Origin of the sequence: Xanthomonas sp. NCPPB 3761 (genome assembly GCF_041475705.2) — a bacterium.
GTDB lineage: Bacteria > Pseudomonadota > Gammaproteobacteria > Xanthomonadales > Xanthomonadaceae > Xanthomonas > Xanthomonas phaseoli.
This window is the reverse complement of sequence record NZ_CM191262.1, coordinates 3,641,101-3,658,881: the sequence shown is the minus strand read 5'-3', so window position 1 is coordinate 3,658,881 and position 17,781 is coordinate 3,641,101. Positions and strand designations below refer to the sequence as shown.

Annotated in this window: 12 protein-coding genes; 5 read left to right on the top strand and 7 right to left on the bottom strand. The window is 65.8% G+C overall.

The genetic code is table 11. From position 1 onward, the window contains the following. Positions 1–554: 554 nt before the first annotated feature. From ACCQ00_RS15880 to ACCQ00_RS15860, 5 genes are all read right to left on the bottom strand, one after another. Entirely contained in the window at positions 555–2,993 is a 2,439-nt protein-coding gene (locus tag ACCQ00_RS15880; protein ID WP_180301653.1) for a glucose/quinate/shikimate family membrane-bound PQQ-dependent dehydrogenase, read from the bottom strand. A gap of 667 nt (positions 2,994–3,660) precedes the next feature. Then, on the bottom strand, positions 3,661–5,028 hold the full coding sequence (gene otsA, locus ACCQ00_RS15875) for an alpha,alpha-trehalose-phosphate synthase (UDP-forming) (protein ID WP_039568127.1): 1,368 nt from the start codon (positions 5,026–5,028) through the stop codon (positions 3,661–3,663). Continuing rightward, a complete protein-coding gene (locus ACCQ00_RS15870; RefSeq protein WP_017156979.1) occupies positions 5,025–6,803 on the bottom strand; it encodes a glycoside hydrolase family 15 protein in 1,779 nt (592 codons plus the stop codon). The genes otsA and ACCQ00_RS15870 overlap by 4 nt, the downstream gene beginning before the upstream one ends. 48 nt (positions 6,804–6,851) lie before the next feature. Beyond that, complete coding sequence (gene otsB, locus ACCQ00_RS15865; protein ID WP_039568130.1) at positions 6,852–7,610, bottom strand: trehalose-phosphatase; 759 nt, start codon at positions 7,608–7,610, stop codon at positions 6,852–6,854. A 324-nt stretch (positions 7,611–7,934) separates the two neighbouring features. Then, the gene (locus tag ACCQ00_RS15860) at positions 7,935–10,370 is read right to left on the bottom strand and encodes a TonB-dependent receptor plug domain-containing protein (RefSeq protein WP_039568132.1); all 2,436 of its coding nucleotides are present in this window, start codon (positions 10,368–10,370) and stop codon (positions 7,935–7,937) included. A 222-nt stretch (positions 10,371–10,592) separates the two neighbouring features. Between ACCQ00_RS15860 and ACCQ00_RS15855 the strand changes: the two genes are divergently transcribed. From ACCQ00_RS15855 to ACCQ00_RS15835, 5 genes are all read left to right on the top strand, one after another. Further along, positions 10,593–11,066 carry a DUF3574 domain-containing protein gene (locus tag ACCQ00_RS15855; protein WP_017156981.1) on the top strand — a complete coding sequence of 158 codons (474 nt, stop codon included), beginning with the start codon at positions 10,593–10,595 and terminating at the stop codon, positions 11,064–11,066. Continuing rightward, positions 11,033–12,097, top strand: a complete 1,065-nt coding sequence (locus ACCQ00_RS15850) for an XAC2610-related protein (RefSeq protein ID WP_039568135.1) — start codon at positions 11,033–11,035, stop codon at positions 12,095–12,097. The genes ACCQ00_RS15855 and ACCQ00_RS15850 overlap by 34 nt, the downstream gene beginning before the upstream one ends. Before the next feature lie 138 nt (positions 12,098–12,235). After that, positions 12,236–13,837, top strand: a complete 1,602-nt coding sequence (locus ACCQ00_RS15845; RefSeq protein ID WP_017156983.1) for a SulP family inorganic anion transporter — start codon at positions 12,236–12,238, stop codon at positions 13,835–13,837. Further along, positions 13,837–15,003: a lysozyme inhibitor LprI family protein gene (locus tag ACCQ00_RS15840; protein WP_039568137.1), complete on the top strand. Its 1,167-nt coding sequence runs from the start codon at positions 13,837–13,839 to the stop codon at positions 15,001–15,003. Before ACCQ00_RS15845 ends, ACCQ00_RS15840 begins: the two co-directional genes overlap by 1 nt. Before the next feature lie 339 nt (positions 15,004–15,342). Further along, positions 15,343–16,161, top strand: a complete 819-nt coding sequence (locus ACCQ00_RS15835) for a DUF3014 domain-containing protein (protein ID WP_039584135.1) — start codon at positions 15,343–15,345, stop codon at positions 16,159–16,161. Positions 16,162–16,378: 217 nt separating this feature from the next. Here ACCQ00_RS15835 and ACCQ00_RS15830 read toward each other — a convergent pair whose 3' ends face one another. Both ACCQ00_RS15830 and ACCQ00_RS15825 read right to left on the bottom strand, forming a co-directional pair. After that, positions 16,379–17,086, bottom strand: coding sequence for a glutathione S-transferase (locus ACCQ00_RS15830; protein ID WP_039568141.1), 708 nt, complete (start codon positions 17,084–17,086; stop codon positions 16,379–16,381). A 44-nt stretch (positions 17,087–17,130) separates the two neighbouring features. Next, complete coding sequence (locus tag ACCQ00_RS15825) at positions 17,131–17,457, bottom strand: GIY-YIG nuclease family protein (protein WP_017156987.1); 327 nt, start codon at positions 17,455–17,457, stop codon at positions 17,131–17,133. Positions 17,458–17,781 lie beyond the last annotated feature (324 nt).

Below are 17,781 nucleotides of genomic sequence, written 5' to 3'. Positions count from 1 at the left end.
CAGTTCGCCAGGGTATGTGCGTCGGGTGCGATCAAATGCGCCCACGCGTCAATTTGATTGTAAATTCCGCGTGAAAAATCCCTGTGCGTGCCGAATGCCCGGCAATGTCGGCGAGCTGCGATTTGGGGTGGACAAACCCCTCCTGGGAATGGTGCTGGTTGGCTTGTCGACCTGCGCGGGCTCTGGATTGGCACCCACACAGGCCTTTGGCTGCTGCATGGGGGCGCCGGCCTCGGAGGTTGGCGTGGATCCGGACGTCCGCGACGCAGGTTTGACAGCCAACGCACGTCGGTCGCGCGTCTTGCGCTGGGCCGACAGCCTCGGCTTGGCCCCCACAAGCCTTGGCCGCACCTGGATGCGCGCGCACAAAAAAACCGGCCGCCTCGCGACGACCGGTTTGATTGATGCGTCCGTCGGCCCTGGGCCGACGGCAGGTTGCCTATGCGCCAGCACGCAGCCAGGCGGGTGAGGCGCAGCGGCCGATGCAGTGCAGACTGCATGCGCTGATGCGCCTCAGCGCACTGCCTGGCCGCATGGTGCGTGGAGCGCGGCCGTCACTTGGCAGGCGCGGCCTGCGCATCGTCCGGCAGGGCCCAGGCAATGACGCTGTCGCCCGACTTGGTTTCCATGCGGTCGTGTCCACCGACGGCAGCCACGATGTACTGCTTGCCGTTGATGGTGTAGCTCATCGGCGCTGCCTGCGTGCCGGCGGGGACGCGGGTCTCCCAGACCTGCTTGCCGGTGCGGGTGTCGAAGCCGCGCATAAAGTCGTCCAGGGTCGCGCCGATGAAGGTCACCCCGCCGGCGGTGGCCAGCGAGCCGCTGTTGTTGGGCGTGCCGATCTCGAACTTGGTCTTGGACGGGATGCCCATCGGGCCCTGGTCGTAGCCGGTGCCCAGCGGACGGCGCCAGATCACCTGCTGCGTACGCAGGTCCACGCCGGCGATGTAGCCCCACGGCGGGGCGACGCACGGGGTGTTGAGCGGCGACATCCACGGCTCCTTGCGGGCACCGTAGGCCAGACCCTTCTGCGCCATGTAGCCGGGGGTCTTGCTCTTGCCGTCGAACACCGACACCACGCCCAGCTCGTTCATCTTTTCGCGGGTATAGACCTGCAAGGTGTAGGGCAGGCGATTGCTGTTCATCACCATGATGCCGCGCTGCAGGTCCACCGAAACGCCACCCCAGTTGATGCCGCCGTGGTTGCCGGTGAAAGCCAGCGACCCCTGCAGGGTGGGTGGGGTGAACATGCCTTCGTAGCGCAGCTGCTTGAACTGGATACGGCACACCAATTGGTCGAACGGGGTCATGCCCCAGGCATCGGATTCGATGATTTTTTCGAACTCGCGGCTCGGCGCGCCCACGGTGTTGGGCATGCCCGGCGAGATCGGCTGCGTGGCAGCGGTCCAGTCACCGTGGTCGGTTCCCTGCGGTACCGGGATCTGCTTGACCGGCATGATCGGCTCGCCGGTGGCGCGGTCCAGCACGAACACCTGGCCGGACTTGGTCGCCTGGATCACCGCAGCACGCGTGCCGCCGCCAGCGACCGGCCAATCGACCAGGTTCGGCTGCGGGCCGATGTCGTAATCCCACAGGTCGTGATTGACGGTACGGAAATGCCAACGCTCCTTGCCGGTGGCGGCATCCACCGCAACCAGCGAGGCGGTGTATTCCTCGTCCTGCGGGGTGCGGCCCTTGCCGAAGAAGTCGCCGGACGCATTGCCGGTGGGCAGATAGACCAGACCCAGCTCATCGTCGGCGGCCATCAGCGACCACACGTTCGGGGTGGAGCGGGTATAGGTCTGGCCGGCCGGCGGCTCGGCGGTGATCGCCGGGTTGCCCAGGTCCCAGGCCCAGCGCAGCTGGCCGGTGAGCGCATCGAAGCCACGCACCACGCCGGACGGCGCATCGCCTTCCTGACCATCGCGGACCTGGCCGGTCGGCTGGATCACCACGCCGCGCATCACCACCGGCGGCGAGGTCGGGCCGACGAAGCCCGGCTTGGTGTTGCCGGTGCCCGCATTCAGATCGACATAACCGTTGTTGCCGAAGCTGGTGCACAGCTTGCCGGTCTGCGCGTCCAGCGCGCCGAGGCGGCCATCGACCATCGGCCAGAAGATCCGGGTCGGGCACTCGGCGGTGCCTTCGGGTGCCTGGTAATACGACACGCCACGGCAGGTGGTGGCAGCCACACCCGCCATCGCCTTCGGGTTGGTCTGCGGATCGAAGCGCCAGCGCTCCTTGCCGTTGGCTGCTTCCACCGCGATCACCTTCTGGGTGGGGGTGCAGATGTAGAGCAGGTCGCCGACCTTGAGCGGGGTGTTCTGGAAGGCGTAGCCCAGCTTGGAATCCTTGGGCTTGAGATCGCCGGTGTGGAATTCCCAGGCCACCTTGAGGTTCTTCACGTTGTCCGGGGTGATCTGCGCGCCGGGGGTGTAGTGGTTGGACAGGTTGGAGCCGGCATAGGAGGTCCAGTTGCTGGCGTCGTGGTTGGCCGCGACGTTGCCGTCGGGGCTGGGCACGGTGCCGCGGCTGAAGGCCGTTGCGTTGTCGGCCGGCAGCGTGGAGGCATCGGCCAGCTCGACATTGCGCGGCATCAGCAGCGGCCACAGGATCAGCGCCGCCCCCAGGATCGGCAGCACGCCAGTCACCAGCGCATAGCCCGGCCCGGATAGTGGCTGCATGCGACGACGCGCCACACCCCAGAACGGCAGCAGCACCAGGCCGAGCACCGACATCATGGCCAGGCGCGGCACCAAGCCCCAGCCATCCAGGCCCACTTCCCACAGCGCCCAGGCAATGGTGCCGGCCAGCGTGGCGCCAAACAGCCAAAGCCCGGCGCGCTTGCCCAGCGCGAGCAGGACGCCCGCCAGGAACAGGGCGATACCCGCGATCAGGTAATACCAGGAGCCGCCCACGGCCACCAGGCGGCCGCCTTGATAGGCGAGCACCGTGCCGAGCACGGCGATCACCACGGCATAGGCCACCAGCAACCAGGTGCCTAGCCCACGTTTTGAGGATTGATCAGTCATTTTGAGATGTCAGGAAGGACTCAGGCACCAGCGCGCGGTGGCGAGTCGTGGAGGGAGAGCGATCGCAGGCGCCAACACGCGGCCCCGGATCTAGATACGAACGTCGAACGCTATGAACGCGCAGCCCCTCCCAGGGTCCTCAGCGCTAATCATGCAAATATTTTAGACCCCCGAACGCCCTTTGTCCGTGACGGAATAGGAACCAGCGTTCCAACCTGCACGTTTGGCACCGGAAACATGCGGATCTTGAACGCCTTGCGAAGTGCGTGCGGTACTTGCACAGCCGTCGGCGACATGCGCTGCTGCTGAGCGCGACCACGATTGAAGAGCCGGGTGCAGGGGCGCACGTGGCGTTGCGTGTGACTGCCGCGTCGATCGCAGCTGCAGACTGTCGACGTGCGAGGTATTCACCCCTTGCGCGTCGGGGCAGCTTGGCCAGACGCCGCAGCCGCTCAATATGGCTGCGTCACGCATTGGCCAAACGCCGCAACTGCTCAATATGGCTGCGTCACGCAGCGCGTCTCTGGAAAATCAGAACTTCACTCTGATTGCGGTCGCACCCACGTCCGCATTTCGGGCACCGTCTCCTTTATCGAGGAGAACAATGGCTGGTGGGAAAAGGTTTGCCCTACACCTCAGACAGCGCTTGCAGATAGCGCTGGCGCCAGTGGTTGATATTGTTCTTGCGCAGGTGGTCCATCATTGCGTGCCAGCGTTCGATGCGGCTTGCCAGCGGCATGCTTGCCGCTGTGGCGATCGCGTCGGCCACGCCATCCAGATCGTGCGGGTTGACCAGCAGCGCTTCCTTCATTTCATCGGCTGCACCTGCAAACAGCGACAACACCAGCACGCCCGGATCTGCCGGGTCCTGCGCGGCCACGAATTCCTTGGCAACCAGATTCATGCCATCGCGCAGTGGCGTGACCAGGCATACCGACGCCGCGCGATAGAAGCCCGTCAGCGTGGCATGGCTGAAGTTCTGGTTGACGTAGCGCAGCGGCGTCCAGTCCGGCTCAGCATGTCCGCCATTGATGTGGCCGGCGATCTGTTCGAGCTGGCTGCGCAATTGACGGTATTCGGTGACATCGCCGCGCGAGACCGGCGCGATCTGCAGATAGGTCAGGCTGCCGGATTGATCCGGGTACCGCTCCAGGTAGCGCTCGAAACCCTGAAAGCGCTCCGGCAAGCCCTTGGAATAATCCAGGCGGTCCACACCGATGGCCAACTGACGGCCACGCAGGCTTTCGCGCAGATCGCGTACCGCCTGCTTGCCGGCAGACGCCTTGGCCTGGTGGGCAATCAGGTCGGTATCGATCCCGATCGGGAACGAAGAAGCGGTGAAGCGGCGCCCGCCCGGGCCTTCCACCAGATCGCCTTCCAGAATGCGGCCGCCGCCGAACAGGCGTACATAGGCCTTGAAACGTTCGGCATCGCGCTGGGTCTGGAAGCCGACCAGGTCGTATGCGTAGAAGGTACTGAACAGGCGCGCGTGATCGGGCATGGCCTGCACCAGATCGGCCGATGGCATCGGTACGTGCAGGAAGAAGCCCATCTTGCAGCCCACGCCCAGCTCGCGCAGCATCGCGCCGAGCGGGATCATGTGGTAATCGTGGATCCACAGCGTGTCGCTGTCTTTCAGCAGTGGCGCGAGTTTTTCGGCAAATAGCCGATTGACGCGCAGATAGCCTTCGCGGGTGGCGCGGTCGTAATCGACCAGGTCCAGGCGGAAGTGCAACAACGGCCACAGCGTGCGGTTGGCGAAGCCGTTGTAGTACGAATCGATGTCACGCTTGTTGAGGTCCATGGTGACGAAGGTGATGTCGCCTTCGGTCTGCTCGTGCATGCCACCGCTGTCGCCGCGCACGGTCTTGCCGCTCCAGCCAAACCACATGCCACCGCGCTCCTTGAGCGCTGCCAACAAGCCAACCGCCAGGCCGCCGGCGCGGTTTTCGCCAGGCACTGCAACACGGTTGGATACCACCACCAAACGACTCATGACGCCTCCTGCCAGCTCCGCGACAAGCGCATCGCTGCGATGATCAAGCCAACATGCGAATAGGTCTGAGGGAAGTTGCCCCAGGCTTCGCCGTCCTCGAACGATAGATCTTCCGACAGCAAGCCAAGGTGATTGCGGCGCGAAAGGATGCGCTCGAACAATTCACGCGCCTCGTCCTTGCGCCCGATCGCGGCCAGTGCGTCGATGTACCAGAAGGTGCAGATGGTGAAGCTGGTTTCCGGCTCACCGAAGTCATCCGGTGCGATGTAGCGGTATAGCGCATCGCCGTGCTTGAGCACGCGGCCGACCGCCTCGACCGTGCGCACGAAGCGAGTGTCGTCATTGGCCACGATCCCGATATCGGCCAGCAGCAACAGCGAGGCATCGAGCCGATGGCCGCCGAGGGTATCGGTGAAATGGCCGCGTTCCTCGCTCCAGGCCTCGTTCAATACGCGCTCGCGGATGCTGTCGGCACGTTCGCGCCAGTAGGTGCTGCGCTCGGGCAGCGCCAGCCGGTCGGCAATCTTGGACAGGCGATCGCATGCCGCCCAGCACATCGCGGCGGTGTAGGTATGCACTTCGGCGCGGCCGCGAAATTCCCACAGGCCGGCGTCGGGCACGTTATGCAATGCATAGGCGCGCTCGCCCAGCGGTTCAAGCCGGCGGAAGGTGTCCGCATCGCCTTGATCCTTCAGGCGCAGGTCGAAGAACAGCTGGGTGGACGCCAGCACCACGCTGCCATAGACATCGTGCTGCTGCTGGATCCATGCCAGGTTGCCGCGCCGCACCGGACCCATGCCGCGGTAACCGGCCATGGTGTCAACTTCGTGTTCTTCCAGCTGCGATTCGAAGCCGATGCCGTACAGCGGCTGCATGGTGCCGTCGGTGGTGGCGATATTGAAGATGTAGCCGATGAACTGCTCCATCGTGCGGGTTGCGCCAAGCCGGTTGAGCGCGCGCACCACGAAGGCGGCATCGCGCAGCCAGCAATAGCGGTAATCCCAGTTGCGCGGCGTATTGGGCGCTTCCGGAATCGAAGTGGTCATTGCCGCGATGATCGCGCCGCTGTCTTCGTACTGGCACAACTTGAGCGTGATCGCGCTACGAATCACCGCTTCCTGCCAGTCCAGCGGAATGGACAGGTAACGCACCCATTCGCGCCAGTATTCTTCGGTGCGTTCCTGCGCTTCCTGCACGTAACCGGTGAGCGAGCGGGTCAGCGATTCGTCCACGCCCAGCACCAGGCTCACCGGATGGCTGAGCACGAACGGCAGGCCGTCGCGTACGAAGCGCACCGGCACATCGGTGGTCAGGCGCAGGGTGAATTCCGGCAACACCCAACGGATGTGATTGCTGCCCCAGGTGGTGTCCGGCGTGCGGCCGCCCCAATCGGCCAGCGGGCGGGCGCGCACGATGATGCGCGGGTTGCCGCTCAGCGGACGGATCTGGCGAATGATGCTGACAGGCCGATAGAAGCGCCCGTTGTTGCGCCAGCGCGGCGCAAAATCAATGACTTCCACCTCGCCGCCCTTGCTGTCGCGCAACACTGTGCGCAGCACGGCGGTATTAGGCAGGTAGTGCTGCTCGCTGCTGGCGAAATCTTCCAGTTCCACGGCGAAGTCGCCGCCTTCGGTCTTGGGCGAGAGCAGCGTGCAAAAGGCCGGGTCGCCGTCGAATGCCGGCAGGCAGCTCCACACCACACGTGCCTGCCGATCGACCAGTGCACCGAAACTGCAGTTGCCGATGACGCCCAGATCCAGGTTTGGCTCGGTCATGGAGTGCAAACGATCCTGTTGAAGTGAAGGAGAGAAGGTGCGTTGTGCTCAGCGATTGCGTGCATTGCGCTGCAGCCACGCGTGGACTTCGGCGGTGCCATCGACGCGGAAGCGCGCGCTGGTCTGGGCGCGATCGCCCACCAGCACGCTCCAGCCGCCGAGCCGGTTGGCGGCGTCGAAGCCGAATTCGTCGGTGAGGTCGTCGCCGACGAACACCGGCGTGCGGCCGGCGAAGGTGCCGTGCTGCATCAGCTGTTCGACCGCCAGGCCCTTGTTGCTGCCCTCGGGAACGAATTCCACCACGTGGTCGCCGGGCTGCAGGCGATAGCCGGAAAGCCGTGCGATTTCCTGCTGCGCGAAGGCGAGCACCTCGGGGCCGGCCTGCGGCCGGGCGCGCCAATGCAGCGCCACGCTGGCGCCCTTGTCCTCGACCAGCACGCCCGGGTGTTGGTGGGTCAGCGCCGCGGCGCGTTGATGCAGGCCGTGCAGCCACTCGGAGCTGTCTTGCGGCATTGCCGCGCGTGCCGCCAGATCGCTGCGCAGTTCGTGCCCGTGCAGACCGGCGGCCGGCAGCAGCAAGGGGGCGAACAGGGCATCCAGCTGGGCAAGTGGCCGGCCGCTGACCAGCGCAACGGCGCCCTTGAGGCGCTTGCTCAGCAGGCCGATGGCCTCACGCACTTCGGGCAATAGCTGCACCGCCTCGGGGCGGTCGGCAAAGTCGATGAGGGTGCCGTCCACGTCCAGGAACAATGCACAGGCATCGTCCAGCAATGGCGGCGACGGTAGGGGGGAATGCGCGTCTGCCATCAGGGCAGTGTGCGCAAAGCGGTGTGAGATTCAGGTTATGGAACGGCGGGGATTGGGAAGTCGGGATTGGGGATTCGTGCAAAGCAGGGCGCGCCAATCCCGATCCCGAACCGCCTTTGATGGCGTGCGCCATGGCCCTGCCAGTCAGTTCCGCTACCGTCTTGGGCACCGGGTATGCATGGCAGGGCCACGCCTGCCAATCCCGAGTCTCCAATGCCAACGATTGCCGATTGCCTGGACGGTGTCGTAGTGGAGGCTAGGCCAATCTGGATTAGGGATTCGCAGCAATGCTGTTCTTGCCAATCCCGAATCCCGAATCCCGCATCAGAAGCTGTACCGCACCCGCCCATACCAGTACGCGCCGTTGCTGCCGATCGGCGAGAGCACGTCGTAAGGCAGGTTGCCGAAGTAAGCGATGTCGTCGATGGACCGGTCCGAGTAGTTGTCCAGGATGTTCTGCCCGCCGATGGCCAGCGTCCACTGCGTGCCCAGGTGGTATTCGGCTTCCAGGTCCAGTTGCCACTCGGCGCCGTAAGTCTGGCGCGGTACGAAGCCGCCGCCGAAATCGAACACGCGGGTGGCGCTGCCGTAGCGGTTGACGCGCGTCTGCAGGTTCCAGCGCTCGTTGCTCCAGTTCGCGGCAAGCGAGGCGCGGGTGCGCGGTGCGGCGTCGGTAAGCGTATTGCTTTCTTCCACGCCGAACAGCACGTACTCCGGGTTCAGTGCGAGCAGCTGGGCCGGGGTGGCGATGATGTTTTCCAACTCGGTCTTGGCGTAGCTGTAGGTGCCGGTCAGCAGCAGGTCGCCGCCAAAGGCGTACTGACGCCAGTTGGCAACCAGCTCGGCGCCGCGGGTGCGGGTGTCGGCGGCATTGAGGAAATAGCTGGCGCTCTGCACGCCGGTGACGCCGTAGTTCTGCTGCACGAAGCTGGTCAGCGCATCGCCGGTGATGTCTTCGGACAGCGCAATGCGGTCGTCGATATCGATCTGGAAAAAGTCCAGCGACACGTCGAAGTGATCGCCCAGCTTGCTGGTGAAGCCCAGGCTGTAATTGACCGACTTTTCCGGCTTCAGATCGGTGGCGCCCAGTCCGCGCGCGATGGGGTTGTTGACCGACAGCAGGCGCCCCTGGGTCAGGCGGCCGGCGGCGTCGTAACCGGTGGAGGTGGCTTCATACCCGATCTGGCTGAGCGAAGGCGCGCGCACGTTGTTGGAGATGGCACCACGCAGCGCAAAGGCCGGTGCGAACGCGTAGCGTGCGGCCAGCTTGCCGGTCCATTGGCTGCCGAAATCCTGGTAATGCTCGTAGCGGCCGGCCAGGTCGGTGGAAAACTTGTCGCCGAACTGGCTGGAGACGTTGGCGTAGGCGCTGGCCACGTTGCGCGACAGGTCGGCCTCGTCCTGCGGGGTGAGCCCGCCGCCGGCCTGCGAGCCGGTGGGACGATCGGTGAACGGGCCGGCCGCGTAGCTGGCGGGGTCGCCGGCGTGGGTGCGGTATTGCTCGCGGCGGAACTCGGCGCCGGTGCCGAAGGTATGGGTGGCGCCGGCGGCGTCGAACACGCGGGTCAGGTCGAGGTTGCCCACGGTCTGCGCGAAGGCGAAATCGCCGGTCTTGAAGCGTGTGGGACTGCCGGGCCCCAGCGATGCATTGAGCGAGTTGCGTAGCCGGTAGGTGAAGTCGTTGCGGCCGTAGTTGACGCTGGCGTCGTAATCCCAGTTGCCCCATTGCCCGCGCGCACCGGCCACGAGTTGCAGGTCGCGATTCTCGCCTTCGGAAATCGGGCGGTAGCCGTTGGGGTAGATCTCGCGCCAGTTGGCGCTGCTGTCCGGGTAACGGAAGTAATTGGCGCCTTCGGTATCGCGCTGGTTGTAGGTGCCGAAGGCGTAGAACTCGCCGCTGGCGCTGAACGGAACCTTGGTGTTGAGCCAGGCATTGAGGCCCTTGGTGGCGCCATCGCCGAGCACGTAATTGCGCTCGCCCCGCAGCGCCAGATTGGCCGGGGTCTGTTCTTCGAACGAGGGAATCTGGTCGAAGCCGGCGCGGTTGGTCGCCTCGCGGTTCTTCAGTTCCAGGCCGACCTTGAAGAAGCCGCCATCGTCGCCCAGCAGCGAGCCGACCTTGGCGCTGACGTAGCTGGTCTGGCCATCGGTGACACGACGGTCGATCGGCTTCACATCGGTGTTGTAGGCGCCGAAGCTGGCTTCCAGTTCGCCGCGCTCGGGGTTGTCGTCCAGGATCACGTTGATGACCCCGGCAATCGCATCCGAGCCGTATTGCGCCCCGGCCCCGTCGCGCAGCACTTCGATGCGCTTGATCGCGTTGATCGGGATCGAATTGAAATCCACCGGCGTGGTGCCCTTGCCGATCTTGCTGTCGGTGTTGACCAGCGCAGAGGTGTGGCGGCGTTTGCCGTTGACCAGCACCAGCACCTGGTCGGGTGAGAGCCCGCGCAGCTGCGCGGCGCGGATATGGTCGGCGCCGCCGGAGTTGGACTGACGCGGGAAGTTGAACGAGGGCAGCAGCGCCTGCAGTGCGCTGCCCAGCTCGCCGTTGACCACGCCGGCCTTGCGGATGTCTTCGGCGGTGAGCACGTCCACCGGCACGGTCGATTCCAGCACGGTGCGGTCGCTGGCACGGGTGCCGGTGACGATTACGGTGTCCAGGGTGGTGGCGCCGGCATCGGCCTGCTGGGCTTGCGCGTTGGCGCTGAGCACGGCGGCGATGGCCAGGCCAATCACCGAAAGGGTGGGGCGGGTCATGCTGTTCTCTCTCCTGCAACTGCAACGCGCCGCGCGGTCGGCATCCGGCCGGGCTGGGCGCAAAGGGGGGCGGATTGTCCACATTCATCCGGATGGAGAGATATTATCGCGTTGTTCAGGCCGGCGCGAGATGGCACAGTGCGTGCGCGCCGGCATGAGCTGATATCGGCCTTGCATGAGCCTGCCCCAAATCCTGCCCCCCGATCTGTTGTGGAGAAGTCGATGAAGTTGCTGCCGTCTTGCCTGCTTGCCGCCATGTTGGCGCTGACCGCATGCGCCACCACGCCCGGCACCGCGCCGACCGCGACCACTGCCAGCCTGCAGGGCGATGCAGCGCGGCCGGCGGCGGCACGGGGTTGGGTGCGCAGCGAGCTGTATTTCGGCGTCGGCGAGGAATCCGGCCCGGCCGACCGCCCGCAGACCCGCACCATCGACGAAACCCAATGGCGCGCGTTTCTGGACAAGGAAGTGACTCCGCGCTTCCCCGATGGTCTGACCGTGTTCGACGCCTACGGCCAATGGTTGTTCCGCGGCGCCAAGGAGCCGAACCGGCTGGGGACCAAGGTGCTGGTGATCCTGCACGAAGACACCCCGCAACGGCGCAGCGACATCGAGGCGATCCGGCTGGCCTGGAAGCAGGCCACCGGACACCAGTCGGTGCTGTGGTCGCGGCAGCCGGTCGAGGTCTCGTTCTGAGTCGGCGGCCTGGCTTGCGCACTGACAGGTCCGTACAGGTGCCGGCCGCCATGCTCGCCGGCGTTGGTGGTCGTATGCCGCGCGTCCTCCGGGGCTGGCGGGTATTGCATGCGCCGTCGGGGAGCGCGTATCTGCGCACCGTTTCTGGCCAGCTGCGCATGCGCCTTGGCGCGTTGCAGTTGCCGTCCATGCGCACCGCGTGCGCACTGTTGGTTGCGATGGCAGGCGGGCTGGCGTTCGGCGCTGCGGCAGACGACACAAGTCTTCGTTTAACGCTGGATGCGCACACCCATGCGACCGCCACCTTGGTCGGCCAGCGCCTGCATGTGGTGCTGTCTCCCGGCGATGCCGAACAATGGTTCGACGCGAATGTGGACGATGGCGAGGGCGGCGCGCAGCTGCGCAGCGACGACTACAACTTCGATGGGCGCCCGGATCTTGCGGTGTCGGCAATGCTGGGTCAGGTCAACGAGGCGGTGTGGGTCTTTGTGTTCGATCCTGCAAAGCGCCGCTTTCATGCGCTCGCTGCACCGACGCGGCCGACGGTGCAGTGCGAAGGATTCTTCAATCTGGTTGCGGATCAACAGCAACGCAGCCTGACCAGTTCCTGCCGCAGTGGGCCGATGTGGTACGCGGATGTCTACCGCTACGACGCTGGCGGGCGGTTGTACGTCTGGCGGACGCAGCAGCGGATCGAGTCGCCGCAGATCCAGACCTTGCTGGATTCGGGAAGCGAGGATGGCATGCCGTTATCGGTGTGGCCGATGTACGACCCGCGCGGCACCAAGGTGGCAAGCGAAATCGGCACCACGCTCGAAGAACCGATGCCGGTGCAACTGCACGTACAGGTGGCGCGTTTGCCGCTGTACGCCACGCCGACGGCCACCGCCACCAAGCGCTATCTGGTGCGCGGCGATCAGGCCGATGCGCTGGACGTCAGCGCCGATGGTAGGCGACTGCAGGTGCGTTATCGCAGTGCCGGCCGCAGCGACAGCGTGGGCTGGATCGATGTGGATGCAGCGATGCAGTAGCGGGCGATGGCGCCGGGCTGCCTGCTCACGGACAGCCCGATGGCCCCATGGCCGCGACACGCTCTGATCCACCGCGCCGCTGTCGCCCTTGCAATGCAGCGGCTACCATCGGCCGACCCCCACGCTTGTTTGGTTCTCATGTCGGCTCCCTCTTCGCGTCCTGCGGCTGCGCCGCGCTGGTTCGTCGCTGGCGATCTCAATGGCTTCTTCGGCCTGGTGGTCGACAACCTGTCCATCCTTGGCTTCATTGCGATGGCCTTGGTCGGTATTTTCCAGTTCCCGGCCGACGTCGTGTTCCAGCGCATGTTCCCCGGCACCGCATTCGGCGTGCTGGTGGGCAACCTGCTGTACACCTTGATGGCGCGGCGGCTGGCCGCACGCACCGGGCGCGACGACGTCACCGCCATGCCGCTGGGCCTGGATGCGCCCACCAGCATCGGCATGGCGCTGTTGGTGCTCGGCCCGGCGTTTGCCGGTTTCAAGGCGCAGGGGCTGGACCCGCAGGCCGCCGCGATCGCCACCTGGAAACTGGGCATGGCCGCGTTGGTGGTGATGGGGCTGCTCAAGCTGGTGCTGTCGTTCGCAGGCGAAGCGGTGACGCGCGCGCTGCCGCGGGCGGCCTTGCTCGGGTCCATCGCCGGGATCGCGCTGGTGCTGATGGGCTTGTTGCCATTGCTGGAAACGCTACGTTCGCCGGTGGCCGGCTTCGTCACCTTGGGCCTGCTGCTGTATGTGCTGCTCGCCAAGGGCCGCCTGCCGACCAAATTGCCCGGCGTGCTGGTGGCGTTCGTGATCGGCACCGCGTTGTATTACGGGCTTGGCCTGGCGGGATTGGGTGCCCCCGGCTTCGCCTTGCCGGCGTGGAATCCGCCGCAGATCGTGCTGCCGCTGCCGACGCTGGGCTTTATCGACGGCCTGCCGGCTACGGTGGCGTACCTGCCGTTGCTGTTGCCGTTCGGCTTGTTGATGGTGGTGGGCGGCATCAACGTCAGCGAGAGCGCACGCGCGGCCGGCGACGATTACCGCACCCGCGACATCCTGCTGGTGGAAGCCTTGGCCACGCTGGTGGCCGGCGTCTGCGGCGGCGTCGCGCAGACCACGCCCTACATCGGCCAGCCTGCGTACAAGCACATGGGCGCGCGCTGCGGCTACACGCTGCTGACCGGTGTGTTCATCGGGATCGGCGGCATGCTTGGCGTGATCAGCGGCCTGGTGCAGTGGCTGCCGCTGGCGGTACTGGCCCCGATCATCGTGTATGTCTCCATCGACATCACCACGCAAGCCTTCCAGGCCACGCCCAAGCAGCACGCTGGTGCGATGGTGCTGGGCTTTCTACCGTCGGTTGCGTACCTGCTGACCATCAAGGCGCCGGGCTGGATTGCACCGGAGCAGCTGGTCGCGCTGACCACCAAGGTCGATGGCCACGGGTTGCCTGAGCTGGCAGTGATCTTCGCCTTAGGCAATGGCTTCATCATCACCGCGATGCTGTGGATCGCCACGGTGGCGGCGATGATCGACGGCCGCTTGCGACGCGGCGCGGTGTTCCTGCTGGTGGCTGCCGGGCTGACCCTGTTCGGCCTGATCCACTCGGTGGACCCGCGCGGCGGCATCTATCTGCCGTGGTCGCTGCAAGGCCTGGCGCGGCTGATCAGCTGGCAGTTCGTCGGTGCCTATGTGGCGCTGGCGGCGACGCTGCTGTTGCTGTCGCTGCTGCCGGCGCGCAAGCAGGCGTTGCAGTGATGTATCGGATGCGGGTCGTGCAGGGCATCGTGGCTGGTGTGCTAATGCTGAGCGCCGGCGCCGCATGGACGGCGTCGTTCGACTGCAAGCAGGCGGGCACGCCGGTGGAAAAGCGGCTATGCGCGGTACCGGCGCTCGGTCAACTGGACGATCAACTGGATGAGGCGTACCGCGGCGTGCTGGACACCGCGCCGCGTACCTCGCTCACCGCGGTACGCGATCAGCAACGCGCCTGGTTGCGCCAGCGCAATGCCTGCGCGCAGGACGCCAAGATGGATGACTGCCTGCAACGTAGTTTGAAGGCCAGGGTCGATGCGCTGGGCAAGACGCGCGACGCCCAGCAGCAAGCGCTGGACCGCATCATCGCCAGCATCCCCAAAACGCCAGCAGACGCTGCACGCCAGTTGCAGGGCTACGACGCGCCGCTGGCCTCGGCGTGGCTGGCGTATCTGCATGACTTCGCGCCTGCCGCAGGCGTGGATGCCGCCCTGGCGCGCGCGCGTTTTGAAAGCGCACGCAAGGCGCTACGCAAGAGCGACGATTTCGCAGCGTCCTTGCTCGACGATGTGGAAGGCGCGCCTTCCATGCAACAGCAGCAGCGTGTGCTGACCCTGCTGCGCATGTGGATCGAGCGCGAAGATCGTGCGGAGCGGCCGTATGTGCATTGCTTCATCTTCGCTGCAGTGGGCGAGCCGGCGTATGAGGCGTTCGGTCCGCTCTATGGCTCGACACGCGACAGTTTCGCGCCGATCTGCGAGCTGCCCGGCGGGCTGTTCGCGCGGCCGAGCTGGAAACAGCTGGATGCCGGGTTCGCCGGGCTGATCGAGGCCTTGAGCAAGGACGCGGGTACCATCCGCTATGCCAGCTACGCCGAGTGGCAAATCATCGCGCTACGCGCTGCCGTGTCGCCGGCACTGTATCTGCAGCCGGAGTTGCGCAAGCGCTACGGCAACGATCCGGATCAGGCGATTGCAGCGTGGTCCGGCGACGACAGCGACTGGCCGGCAGCCGAGCGCAACGCCGTGCGCGCGCTGTTGCCAAAAGTGCGCGCAGAGACGGCCGCTTGGCTGGTGAGCGAAAAACGCATGCCGGCCAGGCAGGCCGAACAGGTTGCCGCTGCCATTGTCGCGGCCTGGGTGAATGCGCGATTGGATTTCGCCGGCTAAGTGACGTGGATCGCGCAGCGCAAGGCTCTGCCGGCTCGCGCAGGGTCCTTGCCCGCCGACCATCGCAGGACCAGCTGCGTAGGTCCCTGTAGCTCCTCGGTGGCATCCATGCGGCATCCGTTGCCGCGATAGCGGGTGGGCAAGGACCAGTTGAACTGCTTGATCGGTAGGACGTCCCACACACAGCCGGCGAGCTGGCCGCTAGCTTTTTCCGGGAGCCGCGAGCTATCGCGCTACGCCTCACTTCAAGCGGCTAAACGCGCGACACCGTCAATCGATGGAACCACCGCAGCATCCCACGGTCACACACTGGACGTTGTCGATGTCAGGAGTTCCACGATGCAAAACAAATCCTCGCGCTGGCCGTGGTTGTTGGCGGTCCCTTTGATCGCTGGCGCCGCGTGGTGGTTGTTCAGCGGCCCGCCCGACCCGCAGGGCACCTTGCCTGCACCCATCAGCCGCACCGCCAGTGCTGTGGCCGCCGCGGTCAGCCCACAGCCGACACCTGCCAGTAGCGAACCACGTCATCCGGTGCCGGCAGCGTCGGCCGACGCTGCCGATGCGGCGATTCCTGCGTTGGCGCAAAGCGACGATGCCGCGTGGCAAGCGCTGCGGGCGTTGGTGCAGGACGATGACGCATTGTCGATCGTGTTGCGCAAGCACCTGATCGAACGCGTGGTGCTCATGATCGACAACCTCACCCAACCCAGCATCAGCCGCCGCGCCTTGGTACTGCAGCCGGTGCCTGGCGAATTGCAGGTGGCAGGGGCGGGCGATCATCAGGTGCTCGATGAGCCCAATGCGGCGCGTTACGCACCGTACGTGGCCGCATTCACCCGTGTGGATGCGCAGGCCATGGCGCGCAGCTATGTGCGCTTCTATCCACTGTTTCAGCAGGCGTACGCGGACCTGGGCGCGCCGGATCGTTACTTCAATGACCGCCTCATCGACGTGATCGACCACTTGCTGCGCACGCCCGAGCCGAAGCAGCCGATCGGCGTGCAACGCGACGAGCGTGGCCGCTACCGCTTCGTCGAGCCATCGCTGGAATCGCTGTCGGTGGGGCAGAAGGCGCTGCTGCGGCTGGGGCCGACGCACGCGGCTGCAGTCAAAGCGCAACTGCAGCGGATTCGCGCGACCCTGCTGCAGGGGCGCTGAGGCCGCTGGTTTCCCACCCCGGGGTGAAGGCCGCATGCCGGGCGAGCGTGCGGCGTTCGCACCCGGGTGAGTGCGGATGTACATGACGTAACGCTGCACACCTCAGTCAGGATCAGGTGGCTTGGCTGGGTGATCGAGAGCAGCAATCAACGGCCTGCGCCGCGCCCGCATGCGGGTCAGTTTGTTGCGACTGGCCGCACCGACCCGTCGCCGCTGCCTATGCCGCGTCCAGCTCCGGGTAATGGCGGAAGATGCCATTGGTGTTGAAGGCCACCCGTCGTTCGGACGCCAGATAGCTCGCAACACGCGGCCGCCGTGCCACGTGCTGCTGCAGCGCCTTCAGCCCGCGCAAGTTATTTGCCAGCGTCGCCATTCGCCTGGGGAACATGTACTCCAGGCCGCTAACCAGCTGGAACAACGACAGGTCCACATACGAATGCGTGCCGAGCACATGCGTGCCGCCAGCCTGTTGCAGCACGTGTTCGAAATAGCCCAGGAACTTGGGCAGGCGGTTTTCACGCAAGTCCTGCCCACGCTTGGCCGCTTCGGCTTGCTGATCTTCGTAATACAGTCCGGTTGCGATCGGGTGGTGCGTGTCGTGCACCTCGGCCACCAGATCGGCGATGGTCAGCTGCAATTGCAGCGCCTGCAGGCGCTGTGGTTCCGAATCAGGCACCAATTGCAGCTGTGGCCCGATGAAGTGCAGGATCGCCGCGACCTGCGCGACCACGACGTCGCCGGCTTTGAGAAAGGGTGGTGCGAACGGCTGCGCGCCGACCTGCTCGCCTTGCAAAAACGCCGTCATGGCCTCGTCGCCCTGGATGCGGGCGACATCGGTATACGCCGCGCCAGCGTCTTCCAGTGCCAGTCGCACGAACTCGCCGCGGCCTTGCAGGCCGGTCCAGTAGTAGAGCTGATAATGCATGGTCGGCTTCGCCTGTAGGGCGCTGCAGCGTAGGAAAACGATGGCTAGATGGGCGTGATCGATGCGTCAGCAGGTCGTGACTCCGCATCGTTCGGTTGCGCCTGCAGCCAGGCGAGCTTGCGCGCACGTGGCTGGCGCTTGAGCGCGCATTCGGCGCGCGAAGCGCTGGCGCGGTCGGGATAACGGTGGCTGGCGAGCAGCTGCACGGGCGGGTTGGCGCGCGTGTAACGCGCACCGGTGCCACGCAGATGGGCCTGGAAGCGCCGCTCCAGATCGTTGGTAATGCCGGCGTAATAGCTGCCGTTGCGACAGAGCAGCAGGTAGAGGTGCCAGGGCTTGGGAGCGTCCATCGGCGCATTATCGCCACTCATGCGCGGTTGCGCAGCGCGTTCCAGGCGCGGGCGCTGTGGTGTCGGCTGATGGCGGCGCAAGTGCCGGAGCTGGGGGTGCTTGCAGGCCGGTGCGCGTGGATCCCGGCCTGTTGGGCGACCGTCCACGCGTCAGTCGCGGGCCATGCATCGCCGGACGTAGCCGGGCTATGCCCGGAGCGGCTGCCACTCGCTGCGGCGCTGCTGCACGCTACGCAGTTGCAACGCAAGTCCGCCTGCCCAGAAGCCTTCGCCCAGCCCGCCTGGGGCGGCAGCGGTCTGCCAGTGTCCATCTCCAGCACCGGCAAACCTTGAAACCTCGCTCGC